The sequence below is a fragment of the Kribbella sp. NBC_01505 genome (genome assembly GCF_045040285.1).
Lineage (GTDB): Bacteria > Actinomycetota > Actinomycetes > Propionibacteriales > Kribbellaceae > Kribbella.
Genome location: NZ_CP109425.1, coordinates 2,155,782 through 2,176,597, shown reverse-complemented (window position 1 = coordinate 2,176,597; position 20,816 = coordinate 2,155,782). Strand labels below are relative to the sequence as shown.

Genomic DNA, 20,816 nt, shown 5'->3' with positions numbered 1-20,816 from the left:
AGACGGTCGTGGCCAAAGCGATACCGGCTCGTCACCTGACCGCTTCGCAGGGTGTGGGCGGCCCTCGAATTGCACGGTTGCAATTGCGTTGTGGGTCACAGTGCGGTCGTTCCGGGACCACATTCCGGGCGGAGTCGTTCCGGTCGTGACTACACGCAGTTAGCGCAGCGCGATGACAGCGTTGTCCCCGGTCACCAGAACCTGATTACCGACGGCATATGCCTCGCGACTGCAGGTGATTCCGAGGGGTAACCGGACCTGGCGGAAACCGGCCCGTTCGATGATGTTGGCCCAGCATCCTTCGGTGTCCTGGCTCAGTGAGACCACCCGGCCGTCCTCGGTGACCGTGACCTTGGCGCGCGGGTCCACCCGCGCCGTGACCTGCCACGCAGTGTGTCCGGTGGCGGTGTCGATCGCAGTGACCACAGTGCGCCGGTTCTGGATCGTGCTCGGGCCCGGGCAGTCCACCACGATCAAGTAGCGGCCGGCCGCGTTCAGCAGCGTCCGGCAGGCCCAGGTCTGCGGCACTGGCCAGCGCCACTTCACTGCGCCCGTCCGCGGCTCGATCGCGGTCAGAGCGACCGGTACGTCGGAGTCGCCGCCCGGCTCGGCCACGACGACCAGACCGCCGGCGACAACCGGCCGACGGTACGGATCGGTCGCGGACTTCGTCCACAGCTTCTTGCCGGACTTCAAGTCCAGTCCGGCCATCGCATCCGGCTGGTCGCCGCAGTTGCCCAGGAACGCGACCACGGTGTCCATTGAGGCGACCGCTCCGAGATCGGAGCAGTCGCCCGGCTCGAAGCTCCACCTCTCGTGGCCGTTCGGATCCAGGCCGTGCAGCTTGTCAGGTCCGCGCGTGGCCCGCTCTCCGGTCAGCAGCGGTTGCGCTTGCTGGATGACGTGGTCGCGCGTCCGGCCGGACCAGGCTGCCTTGCGCTCGCCGGTGTTGGCGTCGAGGAGCAGATAGCCGAGGTCGGGGAACTCGGCGAGCACGTACTCGCCGTCGCCGGTCGCCACGATCGTCGGGCGCTCGTCGGAGTCGGACCGGGTGTACCGCCAGCGCAGATCGCCGGTCGCAGCGTCGAGCATGTCGACCACGCCGTTCGGCCGCGGGATCGCGATGCCGTACTGCGTGCCGACCGCTTCCTCTGCTCCAGCTCCGAGCGTCGCCTTGCTCACCCAAGCGACCGTGCCGTTCAGAACGGATGGTGCGGCCATGCCTGCCGGGCGCTGCGATCGATCTACGCGCTCATTGCTGCTGAGGACGTAGTTGCGAGCCAGCGGCTGCACGGTCAGCAGCAGTGCGAGAGCAACAACTCCCGGTACGGCGAGCCAGGCCAACTGCTGCCCGAGGTTCCGGCTCGGAAGGAATCGTGCGGTTCTGGTGCGCAGTAGGGACGCTGCGAGTGCAGCCGCGCCGGCCACCAGTAAGAGCACCAGTGCGGAGATCAGCAAGGGCACTCGGAGTCCGACACCGACTGCCGGGTTGGTCCGCGGCAAACGTGCCCACGCAACCAGCAGCCCGGTGACGGCAATCGCCAGTACTGCGCCAGCGATCAGACAGGCCCGCTGACTGGAGCTCCGCGCGCAGCGGAACAACACTGGAGCGCTGAAGAACGCCACCGCGGCCAAGGCGACTGGTGGCCAGCCCGCTTCGCTCGGTGCGGTCGGAATCTGCCAGGACGCACCAGCCGCGGCAATGGCGACCACTGAGGCTCCGATCGCGCAGAACGTCGCGGTCGCGGTCAGTCCGGCCTGTTGCCAACCACGCCAGGGCGCGGGCAGTTCGCTGTCGAGACCGGCCAGCTCTGTCTCGAGGTTGACGCGGGCGACCGGTCCGAGGCGTTGCCGCGCCAACTGGGTCCGGTAGTGGTGGCCCTCGAGCAGTTCGCGGACATCGGCGTACCGCTGCTCCATAGCGCTCCGGCGTTCACCCGCGTCCCGTCGGACCTCAGCCGCGTGGACGGCGTACCGGACCGGGTCGGCGGACAGGATCGCGTTGACTGCATCGAGCAGTACGTCGCCGTTCGCGTCGCGTCGGGGTGGTGCGTAGGAGTCGGTCGGTGGTGCGGTCAGCTCGCCGGTGAGGCGTATCAGGCGGGCGACTTCGGCGACGCGGATCCCGGAAACGCCGTACCGCGGCAGCATGTCTTCCGCCAGCCGGGCTGAGGCCTCGGCGTCCTCCGCCGCTGTGCCGCCGGGCTCATGGACGGCCCGGTGGAACCAGGCGGCCAACCGGACCGACGCGGGGTCGGTCGACAGTTGGATGAGCGACTCCAGCGCGGCCAGCACGACCTCGAGGTACTGGTCGCGGTAGGCGCGTCTGTTCCGCTCGACGTACTGGGTGATCAGCGCGTCGGCGAGTTCACCAGGACCGGGCACCAGGCCGTCCCAGCGCGCGCGTAGCTCGACCACCGCACCAGTCTGCCAGTCGCCGTCACTGGTCGGCGGACAGCACTCCGGTCAGCAGGCCTGGGTACAGCGCGTCGAGGTCCTCGCGGCGCAGGCTGCTGATCCGCCGTGTGCCCTCGGTGTGGGTGGTCAGCACGCCGGCCTCGCGCAGCGTGCGCAGGTGGTGGGCCCGGGTCGACGGGGTGACCGCCAGCTCGATGTCACCACAGGCGATGCCCTCCGGGAGGTCCGCGAGCGCGCGGACGATCTGCAGCCGCACCGGCTCGCCGAGGGCCTGCAGAACCGCCTCGACGCGGATCTCCGCCCGGTCCGGCTGGGGGAGTTGTTTCCTGGTCATACCGCCATAGTACGACGTCGGTCGAAGTTCGATGAGTTTCGTAGTACGATCATCATCGAACTACTCGAATCTTCCCGGGGAAGGACCTCATGTCCGCACGGATCTACCTGCTCGGTGCTGGTGCGTTCGCGGTCGGCACCAGCGCGTATGTCGTGTCCGGTGTGCTGCCCGATGTCAGCTCCGAGCTCCATGTCTCGCTGACCGCCGCCGGTCAGCTCGCTACCGCGTTCTCGCTCGCGTATGCCATCGGTGCGCCGCTCCTGGCCACGCTGACCGGCCGGTGGGAGCGCCGTACCCTCCTGATCGCCGCACTGGTCCTGGCTGCGCTGGGCAACCTGATCGCGGCCGTTGCGACCGACTACCCGGTGCTGATGGTCGGGCGGGTCGTGGCCGCATTCGGCGCTGCTGCCTACACGCCGGCCGCCACGCTGTTCGCCACCGGGCTGCTGCCACCTGAAGAGCGCGGTCGTGCGGTGGCGGTCGTGTTCGGCGGCCTGACGTTCGCTCTGGTGCTGGGTGTTCCGGCCGGCAGCTTCCTCGGCCCGACCCTCGGCTACAAGGGCGTGTTCGCACTGATCGCCGTAGTCGCGGTGCTGGTCGCACTGATCGAGCGGAGTGCGCTGCCGAAGGTTCCGGCGCCACCTGTGGTCAGCCTGCGTGAGCGTTTCGCCGGACTGACTGACCGTCGCGTGCAGATCGTGCTGGCGATGTCGGTGCTCGGTGTGCTCGGTGCCTTCAGCGTCTACATCTACATCGTGCCGCTGCTGAAGGAGACCGCCGGTCTGACCGGCAACACCACCGGAATCCTGCTCCTCGTGTACGGCGTGGGCGCGGTGGTCGGCAATCTGATCGGTGGCCGCGCGACGGATCGCTTCGGCAGCATCCGCACCCTGATCGTGCTGCTGATCGGCATCATCCTGGCAGTCAGCACACTGGACCTGACAGCCCGCAGTACTGCGGGTGCAGCCGTCGCACTGTTCATCTGGGGCATGTTCACCTGGGCCTTCAACCCGCCGATCCAGAACCTGCTGCTGGAGCTCGGTGGCGGGCTGCTGATCGCTCTCAACGCCTCGGCGATCTACCTCGGCGCCGGTCTGTCCGCAGTGGTCGGCGGTCTGGTCATCCAGGTGGCCGGACTGCGCTACCTGCCCCCGCTGGCCGCCGTACTGTCGCTGATCGTCCTTGCCCTGACGCTGACCCTCCGACGTGACCCAGGTCTGGAAGACATCGAAGACCTCGAGCATGTCGAAGAGGACGCAGTAGCTGTTTCGCCCTCTGCCTAGGGCAAGGTAGCGGCCATGCGATTGCTGGCCGCGCTGATGCTGCTGACCACCACGATGACCGGAGCGGCTGACCCCGCTCCGGTCATCGACGGGTGGAAGAACTCACCTGTGTACGTCGATGCCACGCAGCGCGCGCTGGTTCCAGAGCGAGACGCGGATGCGCTGAAGTCGCGGATCGATGGGCGGGTGCCGGCTATCCGGATCGCAGTGGTGCCGACGGCGGTGCTCAACAACGGCGGTGGCGACAACGGCGCCGCGGCCAAGGCCTATGTGGACGCGCTGGTCGACAAGCAGGCCGCGGACGGCATCTACCTGGTCGTCTTCGGCGGTGCGCTGATCTGGGGGAGTGCTGTCGGTGTCGACACCCCGATAGCGAACATCCTGAGCGAGGAGCTCGCCAGACACAGTCGGTCCGATCCAGTCGGCACGCTCAACGGCGTACTCGACCAACTCGACGTACCGAAGGCTTCCAGCGGTCCGCCTGGCTGGATCTGGGTGGCAGGTCTCATCCTGGTGCTGCTCGCGGCTCTTGGGCTGCTCCGTCGCTGGTGGAAGTCGCGTCCGGCCGCAGACGCCGGTCCGGCGCTGTACCGGCCGTCGTACGACGTGCTTCCGGATGAGGCCGACACGTTGGCCGAGCGGCAGGCGCTGGCGCGTGAGGATGTCACGCGGTTCGGTGAGGAACTGGATGCTGCGGACGTGCGTCTGGATGGCGTGGACAACGCAGCGGATGTGCAGGCAGCGCTCGATGCGTACTCCGACGCCGGACGGGTGGTCAACGGCGACCTGGATGACGACGAACTGCGTGATGTGCGCGCCCGCGTCGAGTATGGACGCTGGCGGCTCGCCTGTGCGCAAGCACTGGTCGCGGGCACGCCTGCACCGCCGCGGCGAGCACTCTGCTTCTTCGACCCGGCACACGGCATCTCGGTGACCGACTGGATGTTCACACCGGGCGGCGGAAAGCCACGAGAGATCCCAGTCTGCAAGGCCTGTCAGTCCCGCCTCGAGAGGACCAGCCGATGAAGCGACTCCTTGCAGTGCTCGCATTGCTGGTGACCCCAGTGCTGGTGATCCCAGTCCTGCCGGCCGAGGCAGCGTCGTCACCGGAGGGGTACATGAACGACGTGGCCTCCCACCTCGGTGACCCAGGTGTGTGGGTCGATCCCGATGTCGGAGAGCTGAGCTCCAGTGAGGTCGCCAGCCTGGACGCGGCGGCCAAGAGTGCCGCGGCGCCGATCCGGATCGCAGTCATCCCCGCGGACAAGATCAAGAACGGCGAGTACTCACCCCTCGCCTGGGAAGGTGAGGAGATCGCCGACCAGCTGTACGACCGGGTCGGGGTCGAGGGCGTGTACGCCGTACTGGTCGATGCGAGCTCGCAGAGTTACGGTCGTGGGTTCCACGCCGTCCAGCGGGCCGACCATGGTCCGACGTACCACGTAGGTGATGCGGTGGATGCGGCTGTCGACTGCTGTGCTCCCAACTACGAGCGCATGCTGGAGCGCTTCATCCAGCGTGCACAGGTGATCGACAAGCCCTGGTACATCGACATCGCGCCGTACGCCGGCGGTCTGGCCGGACTGTTCGGTCTCTGGTGGGGCGTGGTGACGCTGGGAGCGCGCAGGGCGCGACGGAGCGACGAGAAGGCGCATCTGACGATCACTCGGCCGATGCTCAACGAGGAGATCATCGCGCTGTCGCAGCAGGTGTCCGCGCTGCCCACGACGAATGAGCCGCAGCAGGCCAAGATCTCCAAGGATGTGCTCGACACGGTCGAGAAGGCACGCCAGCGCTTGGACTCTGCCAAGGGTGACCCGGACGTCGAGGCAGTGACCACACTGCTGGGTTCTGCACGCTACGGGTTGGTCTGCATCGACGCAGTGCGCGCCGGGCAGCCGATCCCCAAGCCGACTGCGCCCTGCTTCTTCGACCCACGACACGGTCCCAGTACGGCGGAGGTGGAGTGGGCGCCTTTCGAGGGCAGCGTGCGCAAGGTCGACGTGTGCACGGCGTGCAAGCAGCGGGCCGAAGCGGGCGAAGAGCCGCAGGTCCGAATGGTCAAGCTCTGGCAGCAGCCGCGACCGTACTGGTCGTTCGGTGAGGAGATGGGTGCCTACATCGACGGCTACTGGTCGCAGGGTGACGGACGACGCTGGTGGTTCCCGGACGAGGACGCCCGCCGAGCAGGCGATCGCATGCGTGCACGCTGGGCAGGCCGCCGGGCGGGCTCCCGGTTCGGCCGCTGGCGCTCCGACGTCGGTGAGTCGGTCAGCAGCTGGGCGTCGTCGTCCAGCAGCAGCTCGTCGGATGACGACAGCGACGGCTGGTCGAGTGGGTCGTCGGGAAGCTCCTGGTCGTCCCGCACGCAGTCCAGTGGTGGCGGCTCCTCTCCGCGCTCCTCGCGACGCTCAGGTGGGTCCCGCGGCTTCTGAGTCGACGTGAGTGGACAAGGCGATGGTCAGGTCGAGGACGGTCTGCGGGTCATCCAGCCGGGGGCCGAAGAGCTGCCGGAGCTGGGTCATGCGGTAGCGGACAGTCTGCGGGTGGATGTGTAGCGCCGCGGCGACATCGTCGCGGCGCCCAAGGTGCAGCAGCCACTCGCGAAGTGTCTCGGTGAGGCGGTCCGCAGTGGCTGGGCGCAGGTCTTCGAGGGGCGCCAGCACCTGGCGGCGGAGATCCGCAAGAGCCGTCGGATCCGAGGTGACAACCAGCGTGGCCAGATGGCTCTCGGTGTCGACTGCCGCCTCCGCATCGGCGGTCAGCCGCAGTCCGCGGGCCTGCAGAGCACGCAGGTACGACGTACGCGCAGTCATCCAGGGTTGGGCCGGGCCAACGGTGGCTTGGCGGCCGCGGAGACTTCGCAGCAGGCCTGCCCGGGCCGGTCCATCGGCATCGGCGACCAGCAGCGCGCCCACCTCGGTCGGGTCTTCCGCACCCAGCGGTTCGGGATGGCCTAGCTCAGCCAGGTCGTCCTCCGGGTGCAGAGTCCGTGGATCCAGCGCGCCCAGGATGCCCCGGACGTGCGCACTCGGCAGGAGCACAGCGGTCAGTGTCCGCGGCGGATCCCAGTCGGCCTGCTTGGCCCTGCTGATCAGGTGGTCGGGTGCGTCGCCCTGCAACAGGCTGCGGCTCAGCGCCTGCAGATAGCGCTGCCGGACGCGGCCGGTGGTGGCCAACTCGTCGGTGTGGCCGGAGACGCTCGCAGCGGAGAGCTCGTCGATGTAGGCGAAGACCAGCTCGGCGAACTTGGCCACAGTGCCGGCAGGGAGCCCAGCTTCGACCGCGGTCCGGGAGAGCTCGCGCCAGGACACCCGGGCACCGACGCGATAGGCGGCCAGCAGGGCGTCCATGCTCCGGCCGCTACGGGCCTCCCCGCGACCCAGCACATACGCGGCCTCGAGCGTGGGCGCGAGCGGCGTACCGGGCTCTCCGCTGCTGGCCAGCCGGAGGAAGCCGCCGAGGGCGAACTGGACCGCGCCCTCGATCTTGGCGCCCATCGGTCCGGCCAGCGCGTTCGTGTAGCCCGGAACCTCGACGATGATCGCTGTCACCGTCTGACCGGCGATCTCCGGCAGTCGCGCGCGCAGGAGATCGATTGCCGCTTCGCCGAGCTCCAGCTCGGCGGCTCCACGAGCTGTCCGGCTGGTGTGCCGGGTCGGATCAGTGCCGGACAAAACTGTTCCCTCCGAACAAAATGAAGTTTCAGATTCACCGTCTCTGGTCATGAAACTACACCGTGGGTCGAGGATGCTGGAACGCATGACGACCTTTGCCTCTGACCCGCGCGCGCGGACAACGCTCCGCAGCCGGCTGCGGGACCGGGCCTGGCAGGTTGCGGCGGCGGCCACCCACCCGCGTGACCCCGCCGACTACCTGGACATGTTCCGACCACTTCGGGCCGGCGCCGACCTGCGCGCCCGAGTGGTCGAGGTCCGGCCCGAGAACTGCAACGCGGTGACGGTCGTCCTGCGGCCCGGCAACGCCTGGCGCGGCCACCGGCCGGGGCAGTACGTCCGGATCGGGCTCGACGTCGACGGAGTCCGGCTGTGGCGCTCCTACTCGCTGACCTCCGCGCCGGGCGACGGGCTGATCACCATCACTGCCAAGGCCGTCCCGGACGGCGTGGTCAGTGCCCACCTCTCGCAGGAGCTGAGCCCGGGCCAGCTGGTGCACCTCGACCAGGCGGTCGGGGACTTCGTGCTGCCGGATCCGGCGCCGCGCAAGATCCTGTTCATCACCGGCGGCAGCGGCATCACACCGGTGATGGGAATGCTGCGCGCCGGCCTGGGCCGGTTCGAGGACGCAGTGCTAGTGCACTCCGAGGCCTGTGCCGACGACGTGATCTTCGGTGCCGAGCTGCGCGACTACGCAGCGGCCGGACACCTGCGGCTGGTCGAGCAGCACACTGATACACACGGCAGGCTGGACGTCGCCGCGCTAGCGGACGTCGTACCGGATCTTGCGGAGCGGGAGACGTGGGCCTGTGGCCCGGCCGGCCTGCTCGATGCGATCGAGGAGCAGTGGGCATCGCTGGAGGAGATCGGCGAGCTGCACACCGAGCGATTCCGGACTGCGCTGGCTGAGCCCGGAGAGGGTGGCAGCGTCACCTTCTCGGCGACCGGTACGACCGTCGAGCTCGACGGTGCGACGCCGATCCTCGACGCCGGCGAACAGAACGGCGTACTGATGCCGTCCGGTTGCCGGATGGGCATCTGCTTCTCCTGCGTGCTTCCGCTGCGCTCGGGCTCGGTGCGTGACCTCCGCTCTGGAGAAGTCACCACAGCTGCACCCGGTGACGGCGTACTCATCCAGACCTGTATCTCGGCCGCGGCCGGCGCCTGCGACATCGACTGTTGAGAGAGAGACCCCTGTGACCGTTCTGCAGAAGAAGGCCGCCAACCCCATCGCGCACCTGTCTCCCGAAGACATCGAGGAGATCGGTCGCCGGCTGGACGAGATCCGCGACGAGGTCATCGCCACCCGTGGCGCCCGCGACGCGGCGTACATCCGCAAGGTGATCAGTGTGCAGCGGAAGCTGGAGCTGGGCAGCCGTGCGGTGCTGCTGCTGTCGCTGTTCCCGCCGGCCTGGCTGATCGGCACCGCGGGGCTGTCGGTGGCCAAGATCCTGGAGAACATGGAGATCGGTCACAACATCCTGCACGGCCAGTGGGACTGGATGCGGGACCCGAAGATCCACTCGACCACCTACGAGTGGGACCACGCGTCGCCGGCCGAACAGTGGAAGCACGCGCACAACAACCTGCACCACACGTTCACGAACGTGGTCGGTAAGGACAACGACCTCGGCTACGGCATCATGCGCGTCGACGAGGACCAGCGCTGGTACCCCCTCTACCTGGCGCAGCCGTTCTGGAACTTCGTCAATGCGATGTTCTTCGAGTACGGCATCGCGGCGTACGACCTGGAGCTGGGGAAGAACCTGGCCACCAAGGAGCGCCGCCAGGACCCTGACTTCAAGGCCCGCACCAGGCAGGTGCTGAAGAAGATCCGCGGCCAGATGACCAAGGACTACGTGGTGCACCCGCTACTGTCCGGGCCGTCGGTCCTGCACACGCTGGCCGCCAACGCGGTCGCCAACGTGGTCCGCAACGTCTGGTCCCACTCGGTGATCATGTGCGGGCACTTCCCCGAGGGCGTCGAGACGTTCGAGAAGAAGTCGATCGACGGCGAGACGCGGGGCGAGTGGTACCTGCGGCAGATGCTCGGCTCGGCCAACATCAACGGCAGCCGGGCGATGCACATCATGACCGGCAACCTCTCGTACCAGATCGAGCACCACCTGTTCCCGGACCTGCCGAGCAACCGGTACCAGGAGATCGCACCGAAGGTGCGGGCGATCTTCGACGAGTACAACCTGCGCTACACCACCGGACCGCTGCCGAAGCAGGTCGCATCGGCCTGGGCGAAGGTGTTCCGGCTGTCCCTGCCGAACGACTTCGGTTCTAGACTGCGGTCGCTAGGACGGTCGGCAGGTCCTCGCTATGGAGCACTGCCAGCGAGGTAACGGCTCGCGTCAGACAGACGTAGAGCCGACGGAGGCCGGTGCGCTCATCGGCCTCACCGGCCACGATGCCGGCCGGCTCCACCAGGACCACGTGGTCGAACTCGAGACCCTTGGCGAGTGATGCCGGTACGACGTCCAGGTGCGAATCGGCATCGTCCTCGTCACCCAGTACGGCGTACACGAGCCCCTGCTCCTGGAGTGCCTTCCGAGTGGCCGGGACGAGCGCATCGGGGACGATCAGGCCGATGGACCCCGGTCGGCTCGACACCTCGGACACCGTCTTCACCGCAGCCGCCAGACTGTCGCTGACCCGAGTGATGGCGAGCTCACCGCGCGCACGTCGTACGGCGGTGGGCGGTGTCAGGTGCGGGGCGATGATCGGGAGCAGGCGAGCGGCGTACTCGATCACTTGGCCGGGGACGCGGAAGCCGGCGGTCAGTTCCTCAGTGTGGGCGCCCGTCTTGCCCAGGTGCTTCAGGGCCTCGTCCCATGACGGAGTGGCCCACGGAGTGGTGCCCTGAGCGATGTCGCCGAGCACTGTCATCGATCCTGTCGAGCACCTGCGGCCGACAGCGCGCAGCTGCATGGCGGACAGGTCCTGTGCCTCGTCCAGTACGACGTGGCCCAGCGACGGCGTCCGGTCGACCAGATCGGCGATCTCGTCGATCAGGGTGGCATCGGCAACCGACCACTTGACCGCACCGGCGGATCGCGGCGCCTTCTCCCAGACCAGCATCGCCTGCTCGTCCTCAGTCAGGATGCCCTCGGCGTGCTCAGCCAAGAGCTCCGGCTCAGTGAACAGCCGGAACAGCAGCTTGGCCGGGTCCACGGCCGGCCACAGCGCTTCGGCGTACTGCTTGACCGGACGGCTGCGAGCCACCGCGTCCTGGACCCGGTCGTCCGGTGAGTCACCGGCCGCCTCCATCCGCAGCAGTACGGCGTGAGCCAGCCGCTGCGGCAGCATCGTGCGACCGGCGCCGTACCGGATGCCGCGGGTCCGCAGCTCGGTGACCAGCTCCTCGGCCTGGTACGTCGCTACCCGCCACCGGTGCGAGCCGCGCGGGACCACGAGTGCCTCCTCGGGTGTCCGCACCTGCGACCAGACAGCCCGGTGCAGCACCTCTGCCATCCGCGCATCGCCCTTGAGCACATCGAGAGCCGCCGGACCTGGCCCGCCGATGCGGACGCGGGCGACCATCTCCTCGACGGTGGTCTGCTTGGCCTCGATCTCACCCAGTGCCGGGAGCACGTCACCGATGTAGCGCAGGAAGCTCGCGTTCGGCCCGACCACGAGCACTCCGGACCGGCTGAGCTGGTCCCGGTACGCATAGAGCAGGTACGCCGCTCGGTGCAGACCGACCGCGGTCTTTCCGGTCCCCGGTGCGCCCTGGACGCAGATCGTGTCCTCGACGCCGGCGCGGACGATCACGTCCTGCTCGGGCTGGATGGTGGCGACGATGTCGCGCATCGGGCCGGAGCGCGGACGCTCGATCTCGCTCTCTAGAATGGTACTAGTGAGGATGTCGCTGTGCTCTTCGTCCGGCGAAGCCGGTGCCGACGTCAGGTCCTCGTCCTCGAAGGCGGTCATCTCGCCGTGTGTGAAGCCGAACCGGCGGCGGGCACCGACCCCCATCGGCTCGGTCCGGCTGGCCCGGTAGAACGGCACCGAGATGTCTGCCCGCCAGTCCACCACGAGCGGTTCGCCCATGGCGTCGTTCACGTGCCGGCGGCCGATGTGGAACGTCTCCGGGGCCGGGTCGACGTAGTCGAGCCGGCCGAAGAACAGCGGGACCTCCGGGTCGTCCTCCAGCTCCTTCATCCGCCGCCAGATAGCGGCCTTCAGGTACTCCTCGTTCACCCGGTCCGCGCTGTGGATCTCCAGTGCGCCGGTCTTCTCCCGCATCTGCGCCAGTGCGGCCCGGGAGGCCTTCAGATAGTTCTTCTCGGCCTGGAGGGTGTCGGACGTGTCTGCGGGCATGAGTGACCTCCGGCAGGGGGTGGGGAGCCCGGCTACGTTACTTGAGCACCTGACGGATCGGTACCGAATTACGCGTCCTCGGCAGGTCGCTGTGCAACCCCCGCCGCAGCAGGAGCGGCAGACAGGCTGCAAGTAGTACCAGGGCGACCAGACCGTCCAGCCAGTAGTGGTTCCCGGTCACCACGACCACTGCGAAGGTGATGATCGGGTGGGCGAGCCATAGCCAGCGCCAGCGAGACCGGGTGATCAGGATCATCGACAGGGCGATCAGGGCGGCCCACCCAACGTGCAGGCTCGGCATGGCGGCGAACTGGTTCACCACGCTGCCGGACCGGTCCGCGCCGTACACGGACTGGTCGAATGCCAGCCCGGTGTCGACGAACCCGGGCATCATCCGCGGCGGTGCGAGCGGAAACGCGATGTGACCGATCAGTGCGAGTCCCGTCAGCGCAGCGATCGTCCACCGCACGTTCGAGTACGCCTTGGGGCGCCAGATGCTCAGCCAGAGCAGTACGGCGCCGGTCAGTGGCGCGTGCACGGAGGCGTAGTACAGGTTCGCGGACTGGATCAGGTGCGGGATGCCGAGCGCGGCCTGCTGGATCGTTGCCTCGTTGGGCAGATGCAGCCAGTTCTGAAACGACAGCACCTCGTGCGCGTGGTCGAAGGCCGACCCGGTGTGCTTGGCCGCGATCTGCCGTCCGGCGCTGTAGACCCCGAACAGTGTCGCGAGCAGCACCGCCTCCCGAATCACTCGCCAGACGGTTGCCCGGCGCTGTTGTCCGTCCTGCTCCCGCCCTAGCCCCACCCGCTCAACAGCTGGCTCATACCTTCCCCGCCCCACCGCCCCAGTCGTCCCCATACCCCTCGACGCTACTCGTCGTTCCGTCAGGATTTCCCCAGGCGCAACCCTGACGTTGCCCTGGGCAACCCCTGGGCAACCCTTTGTGACGAGGTCGACACGTCGTCGAGATCAGCCCTTGACGGCTCCGGTCAGCACGCCCTTCGCGAAGTGCCGCTGCAGGAACGGGTAGACCAGCAGGATCGGGACGATCGACACCACCAGGATCGCCATCTGGATGGACGCCTGGGGCGGCAGCAGTTCAGTCCCCAGCTCGGCGCTACCCAGCTGGGTGTCGTTGATGACGTAGGTCCGTAGCACCAGTTGCAGTGGCCAGAGCTTGCTGTCGTTCAGGTAGAGCAGTGCGGAGAAGAACGCGTTCCAGTACGACACCGCGTAGAACAGCCCGATCACCGACAGTACCGCCTTCGACAGCGGCAGGACGACGTACCCGAAGGTCTTGAGCTCGCTGGCACCGTCCATCCGCGCGCTCTCGGTCAGCTCACCCGGCAGGTTCATGAAGAACGCGCGCAGGACGATCACGTTGAAGGCGCTGATCATCGTTGGCACGATCAGCGCCCAGATGCTGTCCAGCAGTCCGGCGCCCTTGACCACCAGGTAGGTCGGGATGATGCCGGGTGAGAACAGCATGCTGAACAACACCACCAGCAGGATTGGCCGCCCGGCCACGAAGCTCGGACGGGCCAGTGCGTAGGCCAACAGGCACGACACGGTCAGACTGAGCAGAGTGCCGACCACAGTGACGAACACGCTGATGCCCAGTGCCTGTGTCACCACACCGCCGGCAAACAACGACCGATACGCCGTGAGGTCGATCGACTCGGGTAAGAGCACCAGTCCGCCGGACTCGGTGATCTGTTTGTTCGGTGCGATGCTCGTTGAGATCACTGCGACGAACGGGATGATGACGACTGCGCAGAACACCAGGAGCACCACGCCTTTGAGCATCCGGATCATCGGTTGTACACCCCTTGCTCACCGAAGATGTGGGCGACCTTGTTCGCAGCCAGGACCAGTGCGACGCCGACGAGTCCCTTCACCAGGCCGACCGCGGCAGCGACTCCCCAGGCGCCGCCGAGGACGCCGTTGTTGTAGACGTAGGTATCCAGGACCTCGCTGATGTCTCGGCCGACGGCCTGCTGCTGCAGGATGATCTGCTCGAAGCCGACGGTCAGTGAGTCGCCCAGTCGCAGGATGAACAGCAGGATGATGATTCCGCGCAGTCCGGGCAGAGTGACGTGCCAGAGTTGCCGCGTCGGGCTGGCGCCATCCACACTGGCCGCCTCGTACAGCTGCGAGTCGATCTGGGACAGCGCGGCCAGGAACAGGATGGTTGCCCAGCCGGTGTCCTTCCAGATGATCTGCGACGTGAGTAGGACATGGAACAGCTCGGAGTTGCCGATGATGTTCAGCGTGGCCAAGTCGTGTGAGCGCAGGTAGTTGTTCAGTAGGCCGCTACCACCGAGCATTTGCTGGAACAGCGCGACCACGATAACCCAGGACATGAAATGCGGCAGGTAGAGGATGCTCTGGGCGATCCGCTTGATGCGCTCGGAGAACAGCGAATTGAGCAGCAGGGCCAGCAGGATCGGTGCGGGGAAGACGAAGACCGACTGCAGTCCGGTCAGGATCAGTGTGTTCTTCAGAGCGCGCAGGAAGGCCGGATCGCCGTTGAAGATCACTGCGAAGTTGGACCAGCCCGCCCAGTCGCTGCCGCCGATCCCCAGGAACGGTTGGTAGTCCTTGAAGGCGATCACGTTGCCGAGTAGCGGCACGTAGTGGAAGGCGATGATCAGGGCAGCGCCGGGCAACGCGAACAGCAGCAGAACCCGGTCGCGGCCCAGGCGGTGCCAGAGGCTCATTTACTCTCCGCCAGAGCCTGCTCGAGTTCGGAGCGGATCTTGTCACCGCCGGCCGACTTCCAGCCCGCCACTCCACGCGTCCAGTCCGCGACAGGCTTCTTGCCCTGCACGATCTGACCTTCCAGGTCGGTCATCGTCTTCGCGAGCTGCGCCTGCTTCTTCGACTGGGTGTCGGAGTACAGGCCGTACGACGCGTCGTACACGAGGCGTTTGGCGATCTTCTGCTGGACTGCGTGCTGTTTGCGCGGCACGTCCGGTTTGCCGGCCCAGTAGAGCGCCAGGGGTGAGTCGCTGATGTACTGCAGGCCGATGCCGGTCTCGACGACGCCTGCCTTCGTCGGCACCGGATCCGTTCCTTGCAAGGTGTAGTGGCGGCCGGCGACGCCGTACTTGCGGAACAGGTACTCCTCGGTGCCGAACGGTGCGGCCATCCAGTTGGCGATCTTGAGCAGGGTGTCCGCTGTGTGCTTGCTGTCTTTGCTGAAGGCGGTGACGTTGTTCAGTGCGCCGCCCATCCACGGACTGCCCGCGCCGCCGGTGAAACCGGGTACATCGAGCATGTTGACCGCGAACGAGTCGCCTGCGGTGTTGTCGGCGTAGTACTGGTTCCAAGCGACGAAGCTGTCGTAGTCGAAGGCCGCAGTGCCGCCGTTGAACCACTGCTTGCGCGCACTGGCCTTGTCGTTGAAGGCATCCGGGTTGATCACTCCGGCAGCGACCATCTTGCGGGCCGCCTCGAGCGCCTCCTGGTTTGCCTCGTGTTCGTAGCTGGAACTGAACTTGCCGCCCTCCTCCTTCCAGACGTTCGGTACGCCGAGCATCTGGCGGATCGTCGACAGTGGTACTCGGGTCCAGGCCCACTTGTTCTGTTTGGCAGCGGTCAGCTCCTTGGCCAGGCTGAAGAACTCCTCGAAGTTCTTCGGTGCGGGGTCCTTGATGCCCTTCGCAGCCAGCAGGTCCTCGCGGTAGAGCGTCAATGACGTCCTGGACATCCCGCGTGGCACCGGCACGCCGTAGATGGCTCCGTTGAAGACGCAGCCCTTCCAGTAGTCGGCAGGGATGTTCGCCAGGAACGGGTACTTCTTGATCGCGTCGCCGGACAGGTGCTCGGTGAGGTCCAGACACTTGGCCTTCACCAGCCCCGGGATCTGTGCGGTGTCGACAGGGATGTTGAGGATGTCCGGGAGGTCACCGCCGGCGATCCGGGTGGCGAACTTGTCCTTGTACTCGTCGTTGGACGCCATGCTGATCTGCAGCTCGGAACCGAGCCGTTCGTTCAGGGCCTGCCAGAACTGGTTCCGGTCCGCCGCGGGCGGGATCGCGCCCGGGATGTTGGTGAGGAACGTGATCGGCTGACCGTCACCCGGAGCCGCGGCGATCGCCTTGATCGGATTCGCCGGGTACTTCAGGAAGGCGTCCAGGACCACGCTGTCGCCGGGCAGGTCAGGGGTGACTCCGGCGTACTTCGTGTACGTCGGCAGTGCCACCGCGCGGTTGGCGGCCGCGGTGTTCTTCGGGCCGGACGAGCAGCCGGTGACCGCGACAGCGGCGGCGGCCAGTCCACCGCCGAGGAACGTGCGTCTGCTGACGGACATGGGCCTCACCCTCTTCGAAACAAGCACTGTCTTTGAGGGCCACACGATGACATAGTACGTCCTATGTCATCAAGGGTCAGGGTCGTCTTCGAGCCGGCCGGGAGCGGGTATCACACCTTCCGGATCCCGGCTGTGGTGTCGCGCGGTCAGCTGGTGCTGGCGTTCTGCGAGGGCCGGCGGCACGGAGCTGGGGACGCGGGAGAGATCGAGCTGGTACTTCGGCGGTCGCTGGACGGCGGAGTGACCTGGCTGCCGCTTCAGGTCGTGCTGGCGGTCCCCGGGAAGACCTGTGGGAACCCGGCACCGGTCTTCGACCCGGCCAGCGGAGACGTCGTATTGGTGTCGGTGCAGAACGGCGCTGAGTCGGTGGAGTCATCGCTGGCGCGGGGGAGCGACCCGGAGAACGGGCGGCGCGTGTTCGTGCAGCGGTCCGCGGACGACGGTACGACGTGGAGCGCGGCCGTGGAGATCACCGAGCAGGTGAAACCAGCGGACTGGGGCTGGTACGCGACCGGCCCGTGTCACGCGATCGCCTTGCGCAGTGGGCGTCTAGTGATCCCGGCGAACCACTCCGCATTACCTGATGGTGTGAACGGCGGCCACTGCATCGTGAGCGACGACGGTGGCCGGACGTGGTCGGTGGGGTTTGTCGATCGCAACGACGGGCCGGAGATCAACGCCAACGAGACTGCGGTCGCCGAGCTGCCCGACGGCCGGTTGTACTTCAATGCACGCAACCACCTGGGCACAGGACCGGCCCGGGTGCATGCGTGGTCGTCGGACCACGGCAGCACGCTGGAGGCGCCGTACCGGGGGATCTCGGAGGTCACGGCACCGGGGATCCAGGGGAGCGTGCTGGCACTGCCCGACGGGCGATTGTTGCTGTCGACACCGATCGACCCGACGGTCCGGCGGGAACTGGCCGTTTTCGTGAGCTCCGACGCCGGTGCGTCCTGGGAGCCCTTGCTGGTTGTGCATCCCGGGATGGCCGGGTACTCCGATCTGGTGTTGCTGGCCGACGGGTCAGTGGGGATCTTCTACGAGGCCGGTGAGACCTCGTCGTTCGCTGCACTGCACTTTGCCACCTACACCCTTTGAGCATGAGGAGATCGCCTTGCTGTCTGGTGTCGTACCGCCACTCGTCACACCGTTCACTTCGTCGTACGACGTGGACACCGGATCGCTGGCCCGGTTGATCCAGTACCAGCTGGCTGGAGGTGTGAATGGTCTGTTCGTCCTCGGCACGTCTGGTGAGGGGACGTTTCTGAGCGACGAACAGCGGCAGGTGGTGCTGGAGACAGTCGTGGGTGAGGTGGCCGGGCAGGTTCCGGTGCTGGCTGGAGTGATCGACACTTCGACGGCACGGGTCGGTGCGCACGTTGCCGCGGCTCTGAAGGCCGGAGTGGACGGGCTGGTTGCCACCGCGCCGTTCTACGCCGCAACGCATCCGGCGGAGATCGAGCGGCACTTCACCCGGCTGGCCGTGCTGGCGGGTGAGACACCGTTGTATGCCTATGACATTCCGGTCCGGGTTGGGACGAAGCTGCCGACCGCACTGGTCATTTCACTCGCCCAGGCTGGCGTTATCGCTGGAGTGAAGGACTCCAGCGGACAGGAGCCGAGTCTGCGGCGGCTGGTGATGGAACGGCGAGCAGCCGGGCTCAAGGAGTTCGCCATCATGACTGGGTCGGAGGTGGCGGTCGACTCCGCACTCGCCTTCGGCGTGGACGGCGTCGTACCGGGGCTGGGGAATGTGGACCCGGCTGGGTACGTGCGGCTGTTCGGTGCGTCCAGTGATGACGCCTGGGACGAGCAGGAGCGGCTGATCCGGCTCTTCGACATCGTCGATGTGGCGGACCGGTCGCGGATGGGCGCCAGCTCGGCGGCACTGGGTGCGTTCAAGGCCGCGCTGTACCTGCTCGGGGTGATCGACTGCCCGATCACCGCCTACCCGTCCATTCCCCTCGACGAGGCGGAGATCGCCGCAATCCGGCCGCTGCTGGACCAGGCCGGATTACACTGACGATCTTTACGGGAGGTGGACTGGCTGTGACGATCGGCCGGGCACGTGGTGCGGCGGGGAACCAGACCTTTATTCGCGACCAGATGAAGTCATACATCCTCGAGCGTGGGCTGAAGGCCGGCGACCCGCTGCCGAACGAGCAGGACCTGATGGCTCAGCTCGGGGTCGGCCGGCATCCGTTGCGGGAGGCGATGAAGGCGCTGCAGGCGGTCGGCATCATCGAGATCCGGCACGGCTACGGCACCTACGTCGGTGCGGTGTCACTGCAGTCCCTGGAGGACGGTCTCGCCTTCCGGATGTCGCAGTCGATGGCAGGAGACCTGCGCGACGTCCAGAACGTCCTGGAGGTCCGCCAGGCGCTCGAGGTCGGCCTCGCCGAGGACGTCGTCGCCCACTTCAGCACCCACGGCTCCGAGCCGCTCGAAGAGCTCGTCGAGCGGATGGAGGCCAAGGCCGCCGCCGGCAGCTACTTCCCCGACGAGGACTGGGCCTTCCACCAGGCCCTCTACGAACCGCTCGGCAACGCCCTCGTCATCGACCTGCTCTCGGTCTTCTGGCGCACCTTCGCCGACGTCGACGCCCGCCTCCCCGGCGCCCGCTACACCCCCGCCGACGCGGCCGCCTGGCACCGCGACCTCCTGGACCAGCTCCGGACCGGAGACCCCGACGCCTTCGCCCGCTCGATGAAGTCCCACTTCAACGGCATCCACACCCGCTTCGCCTAGAGCGACTTCTGCTCGAACTGCTCCGCGGTCGGTTCAGGCGAAGAGGTTTTCGGCGTCGACGATGGTGTAGGCGTAGCCCTGTTCGGCGAGGAAGCGCTGGCGGTGGGCGGCGAACTCGGCGTCGATGGTGTCGCGGGCGACGATCGAGTAGAAGCGGGCGGTGCGGCCGTCGCCCTTGGGGCGGAGGACGCGGCCGAGGCGCTGCGCCTCCTCCTGGCGGGAGCCGAAGGTGCCGGAGACCTGGATCGCCACCGAGGCCTCGGGGAGGTCGATGGAGAAGTTGGCGACCTTGCTGACGACCAGGCGGTTGATCTCGCCGGTCCGGAAGGCGTTGAACAGGCGCTGCCGCTCCTTGACCGTGGTCTCGCCCTTGATGACCGGACAGTTCAGACGCTCGCCCAGCTCGTCCAGCTGGTCGATGTACTGGCCGATCACGAGCAGCGGCTCACCGTCGTGGTGTTCGGCGATGCGCTTCACCAGGCGGGACTTGGCCGGGGTGGACGCGGCCAGGCGGTAGCGGTCCTCCGGCTCGGCGGTGGCATAGACGAAGCGCTCGGTCTGCTCCAGGTCGACGCGCACCTCGATGCAGTCCGCCGGAGCGATCCAGCCCTGCGCCTCGATGTCCTTCCAGGGCGCGTCATAACGCTTGGGGCCGATCAGCGAGAACACATCACCCTCGCGGCCGTCCTCACGGACCAGAGTGGCGGTCAGACCGATCCGTCGCCGCGTCTGCAGGTCAGCGGTCATCCGGAAGATCGGAGCGGGCAGCAGGTGCACCTCGTCGTACACGATCAAGCCCCAGTCGCGTGCGTCGAACACCTCGAGGTGCGTGTACACACCCTTCCGGCGCGTGGTCATCACCTGGTACGTCGCGATCGTGACCGGCCGGATCTCCTTGCGGGCACCGGAGTACTCGCCGATCTCGTCCTCGGTGAGGCTGGTGCGCTTGAGCAGCTCGTCCTTCCACTGCCGTGCGGACACTGTGTTCGTGACCAGGATCAGTGTGGTCGCGGACGCCTGCGCCATCGCAGCGGCACCGACGATGGTCTTGCCGGCTCCACAGGGCAGCACGACGACTCCCGAGCCACCGTGCCAGAACGACTCGACTGCTTGCTCCTGGTACGGCCGTAGCTCCCAGCCGTCCTTCACCAGCTCGATCTGGTGCGCCTCCCCGTCGACATACCCGGCGAGGTCCTCAGCCGGCCAGCCGAGCTTCAGCAGCGTCTGCTTGAGGTGACCGCGCTCCGACGGGTGCACCAGCACGGTGTCGTCGTCGATCCGCTCCCCGAGCATCGGCTTGATCTTCGCCGAGCGCAGGACCTCTTCCAGCACCGGACGGTCGGTCGTCACCAGCACCAGACCGTGCTGCGGGTGTTTCTCCAACCGCAGTCGCCCGTAGCGATCCAGAGTCTCCGCGATGTCGACCAGAAGCGAGTGCGGCACCGGATAGCGGCTGTAACGCAGCAGTACGTCGATCACCTGCTCGGCGTCGTGCCCAGCAGCCCGTGCGTTCCACAGGCCGAGCGGAGTCAGCCGGTAGGTGTGCACGTGCTCAGGAGCTCGCTCCAACTCGGAGAACGGGGCAATGGCCTTCCGGCACTCCCCAGCCTCCGGATGTGCGGTCTCCAACAGCAGAGTCTTGTCCGACTGCACGATCAACGGCCCGTCCGTCACCCGTCACTTCCCGTCTTTTCAACTGCCTAGCTGTTGC

The 20,816-nt window shown here is 67.2% G+C and carries 17 protein-coding genes; 8 read left to right on the top strand and 9 right to left on the bottom strand.

Going from position 1 to position 20,816, the window contains the following annotated elements; translation table 11 throughout:
* Window positions 1-159: 159 nt before the first annotated feature.
* Window positions 160-2,418 carry a PQQ-binding-like beta-propeller repeat protein gene (locus OG474_RS10070; RefSeq protein ID WP_405061979.1) on the bottom strand — a complete coding sequence of 753 codons (2,259 nt, stop codon included), beginning with the start codon at window positions 2,416-2,418 and terminating at the stop codon, window positions 160-162.
* Window positions 2,419-2,440: 22 nt separating this feature from the next.
* Complete coding sequence (locus tag OG474_RS10065; protein ID WP_405061978.1) at window positions 2,441-2,752, bottom strand: ArsR/SmtB family transcription factor; 312 nt, start codon at window positions 2,750-2,752, stop codon at window positions 2,441-2,443.
* An 89-nt stretch (window positions 2,753-2,841) separates the two neighbouring features.
* On the opposite strand from OG474_RS10065, the gene OG474_RS10060 reads away from it, so the two are divergent.
* Genes OG474_RS10060 through OG474_RS10050 form a run of 3 tightly spaced genes read left to right on the top strand, consistent with a single transcriptional unit; the run spans window position 2,842 to window position 6,470 of the window.
* On the top strand, window positions 2,842-4,035 hold the full coding sequence (locus OG474_RS10060) for an MFS transporter (RefSeq protein WP_405061977.1): 1,194 nt from the start codon (window positions 2,842-2,844) through the stop codon (window positions 4,033-4,035).
* A 15-nt stretch (window positions 4,036-4,050) separates the two neighbouring features.
* Complete coding sequence (locus OG474_RS10055; protein ID WP_405061976.1) at window positions 4,051-5,061, top strand: hypothetical protein; 1,011 nt, start codon at window positions 4,051-4,053, stop codon at window positions 5,059-5,061.
* The gene (locus OG474_RS10050) at window positions 5,058-6,470 is read left to right on the top strand and encodes a hypothetical protein (RefSeq protein WP_405061975.1); all 1,413 of its coding nucleotides are present in this window, start codon (window positions 5,058-5,060) and stop codon (window positions 6,468-6,470) included. Before OG474_RS10055 ends, OG474_RS10050 begins: the two co-directional genes overlap by 4 nt.
* Here the strand turns inward: OG474_RS10050 and OG474_RS10045 are convergent.
* Window positions 6,447-7,712 carry a PucR family transcriptional regulator gene (locus OG474_RS10045; RefSeq protein WP_405061974.1) on the bottom strand — a complete coding sequence of 422 codons (1,266 nt, stop codon included), beginning with the start codon at window positions 7,710-7,712 and terminating at the stop codon, window positions 6,447-6,449. The genes OG474_RS10050 and OG474_RS10045 overlap by 24 nt on opposite strands.
* A gap of 85 nt (window positions 7,713-7,797) precedes the next feature.
* Between OG474_RS10045 and OG474_RS10040 the strand changes: the two genes are divergently transcribed.
* Both OG474_RS10040 and OG474_RS10035 read left to right on the top strand, forming a co-directional pair.
* Entirely contained in the window at window positions 7,798-8,895 is a 1,098-nt protein-coding gene (locus OG474_RS10040; protein ID WP_405061973.1) for a ferredoxin reductase, read from the top strand.
* A gap of 13 nt (window positions 8,896-8,908) precedes the next feature.
* The gene (locus OG474_RS10035; RefSeq protein WP_405061972.1) at window positions 8,909-10,063 is read left to right on the top strand and encodes a fatty acid desaturase family protein; all 1,155 of its coding nucleotides are present in this window, start codon (window positions 8,909-8,911) and stop codon (window positions 10,061-10,063) included.
* On the opposite strand, the gene OG474_RS10030 is transcribed toward OG474_RS10035, so the two are convergent.
* The 5 genes from OG474_RS10030 to OG474_RS10010 all read right to left on the bottom strand — a co-directional run bounded on the left by OG474_RS10030 (window position 10,002) and on the right by OG474_RS10010 (window position 16,357).
* Window positions 10,002-12,041 carry a HelD family protein gene (locus OG474_RS10030; RefSeq protein ID WP_405061971.1) on the bottom strand — a complete coding sequence of 680 codons (2,040 nt, stop codon included), beginning with the start codon at window positions 12,039-12,041 and terminating at the stop codon, window positions 10,002-10,004. The two genes, OG474_RS10035 and OG474_RS10030, sit on opposite strands and share 62 nt — an antisense overlap.
* A gap of 37 nt (window positions 12,042-12,078) precedes the next feature.
* Window positions 12,079-12,792 (bottom strand): phosphatase PAP2 family protein, encoded by a 714-nt coding sequence (locus tag OG474_RS10025; RefSeq protein WP_405061970.1) that lies wholly within the window; start codon window positions 12,790-12,792, stop codon window positions 12,079-12,081.
* Window positions 12,793-13,011: 219 nt separating this feature from the next.
* On the bottom strand, window positions 13,012-13,857 hold the full coding sequence (locus OG474_RS10020) for a carbohydrate ABC transporter permease (protein ID WP_405061969.1): 846 nt from the start codon (window positions 13,855-13,857) through the stop codon (window positions 13,012-13,014).
* Window positions 13,854-14,762: an ABC transporter permease gene (locus OG474_RS10015; protein WP_405061968.1), complete on the bottom strand. Its 909-nt coding sequence runs from the start codon at window positions 14,760-14,762 to the stop codon at window positions 13,854-13,856. The genes OG474_RS10020 and OG474_RS10015 overlap by 4 nt, the downstream gene beginning before the upstream one ends.
* Window positions 14,759-16,357, bottom strand: a complete 1,599-nt coding sequence (locus OG474_RS10010) for an extracellular solute-binding protein (RefSeq protein ID WP_405061967.1) — start codon at window positions 16,355-16,357, stop codon at window positions 14,759-14,761. Before OG474_RS10010 ends, OG474_RS10015 begins: the two co-directional genes overlap by 4 nt.
* A gap of 63 nt (window positions 16,358-16,420) precedes the next feature.
* Between OG474_RS10010 and OG474_RS10005 the strand changes: the two genes are divergently transcribed.
* From OG474_RS10005 to OG474_RS09995, 3 genes are read left to right on the top strand one after another with little or no spacing between them, the layout of a single operon-like run.
* On the top strand, window positions 16,421-17,455 hold the full coding sequence (locus tag OG474_RS10005; RefSeq protein WP_405061966.1) for an exo-alpha-sialidase: 1,035 nt from the start codon (window positions 16,421-16,423) through the stop codon (window positions 17,453-17,455).
* 16 nt (window positions 17,456-17,471) lie between these two features.
* Window positions 17,472-18,380: a dihydrodipicolinate synthase family protein gene (locus tag OG474_RS10000; RefSeq protein WP_405061965.1), complete on the top strand. Its 909-nt coding sequence runs from the start codon at window positions 17,472-17,474 to the stop codon at window positions 18,378-18,380.
* Window positions 18,381-18,406: 26 nt separating this feature from the next.
* A complete protein-coding gene (locus OG474_RS09995; protein WP_405061964.1) occupies window positions 18,407-19,105 on the top strand; it encodes a FadR/GntR family transcriptional regulator in 699 nt (232 codons plus the stop codon).
* Window positions 19,106-19,138: 33 nt separating this feature from the next.
* On the opposite strand, the gene OG474_RS09990 is transcribed toward OG474_RS09995, so the two are convergent.
* Complete coding sequence (locus tag OG474_RS09990) at window positions 19,139-20,779, bottom strand: DNA repair helicase XPB (protein WP_405061963.1); 1,641 nt, start codon at window positions 20,777-20,779, stop codon at window positions 19,139-19,141.
* Window positions 20,780-20,816: the final 37 nt, after the last annotated feature.

Excerpts from the sequence above, each read along its gene's own strand:
- OG474_RS10065 (WP_405061978.1), bottom strand. The coding sequence starts at position 2,752 with ATGACCAGGAAACAACTCCCCCAGCCGGACCGGGCGGAGATCCGCGTC.
- OG474_RS10030 (WP_405061971.1), bottom strand. The coding sequence starts at position 12,041 with ATGCCCGCAGACACGTCCGACACCCTCCAGGCCGAGAAGAACTATCTG.
- OG474_RS10015 (WP_405061968.1), bottom strand. The coding sequence starts at position 14,762 with ATGAGCCTCTGGCACCGCCTGGGCCGCGACCGGGTTCTGCTGCTGTTC.
- OG474_RS10010 (WP_405061967.1), bottom strand. The coding sequence starts at position 16,357 with ATGTCCGTCAGCAGACGCACGTTCCTCGGCGGTGGACTGGCCGCCGCC.
- OG474_RS10060 (WP_405061977.1), top strand. The coding sequence starts at position 2,842 with ATGTCCGCACGGATCTACCTGCTCGGTGCTGGTGCGTTCGCGGTCGGC.
- OG474_RS10005 (WP_405061966.1), top strand. The coding sequence starts at position 16,421 with ATGTCATCAAGGGTCAGGGTCGTCTTCGAGCCGGCCGGGAGCGGGTAT.
- OG474_RS10050 (WP_405061975.1), top strand. The coding sequence starts at position 5,058 with ATGAAGCGACTCCTTGCAGTGCTCGCATTGCTGGTGACCCCAGTGCTG.
- OG474_RS10020 (WP_405061969.1), bottom strand. The coding sequence starts at position 13,857 with ATGATCCGGATGCTCAAAGGCGTGGTGCTCCTGGTGTTCTGCGCAGTC.
- OG474_RS10055 (WP_405061976.1), top strand. The coding sequence starts at position 4,051 with ATGCGATTGCTGGCCGCGCTGATGCTGCTGACCACCACGATGACCGGA.
- OG474_RS10040 (WP_405061973.1), top strand. The coding sequence starts at position 7,798 with ATGACGACCTTTGCCTCTGACCCGCGCGCGCGGACAACGCTCCGCAGC.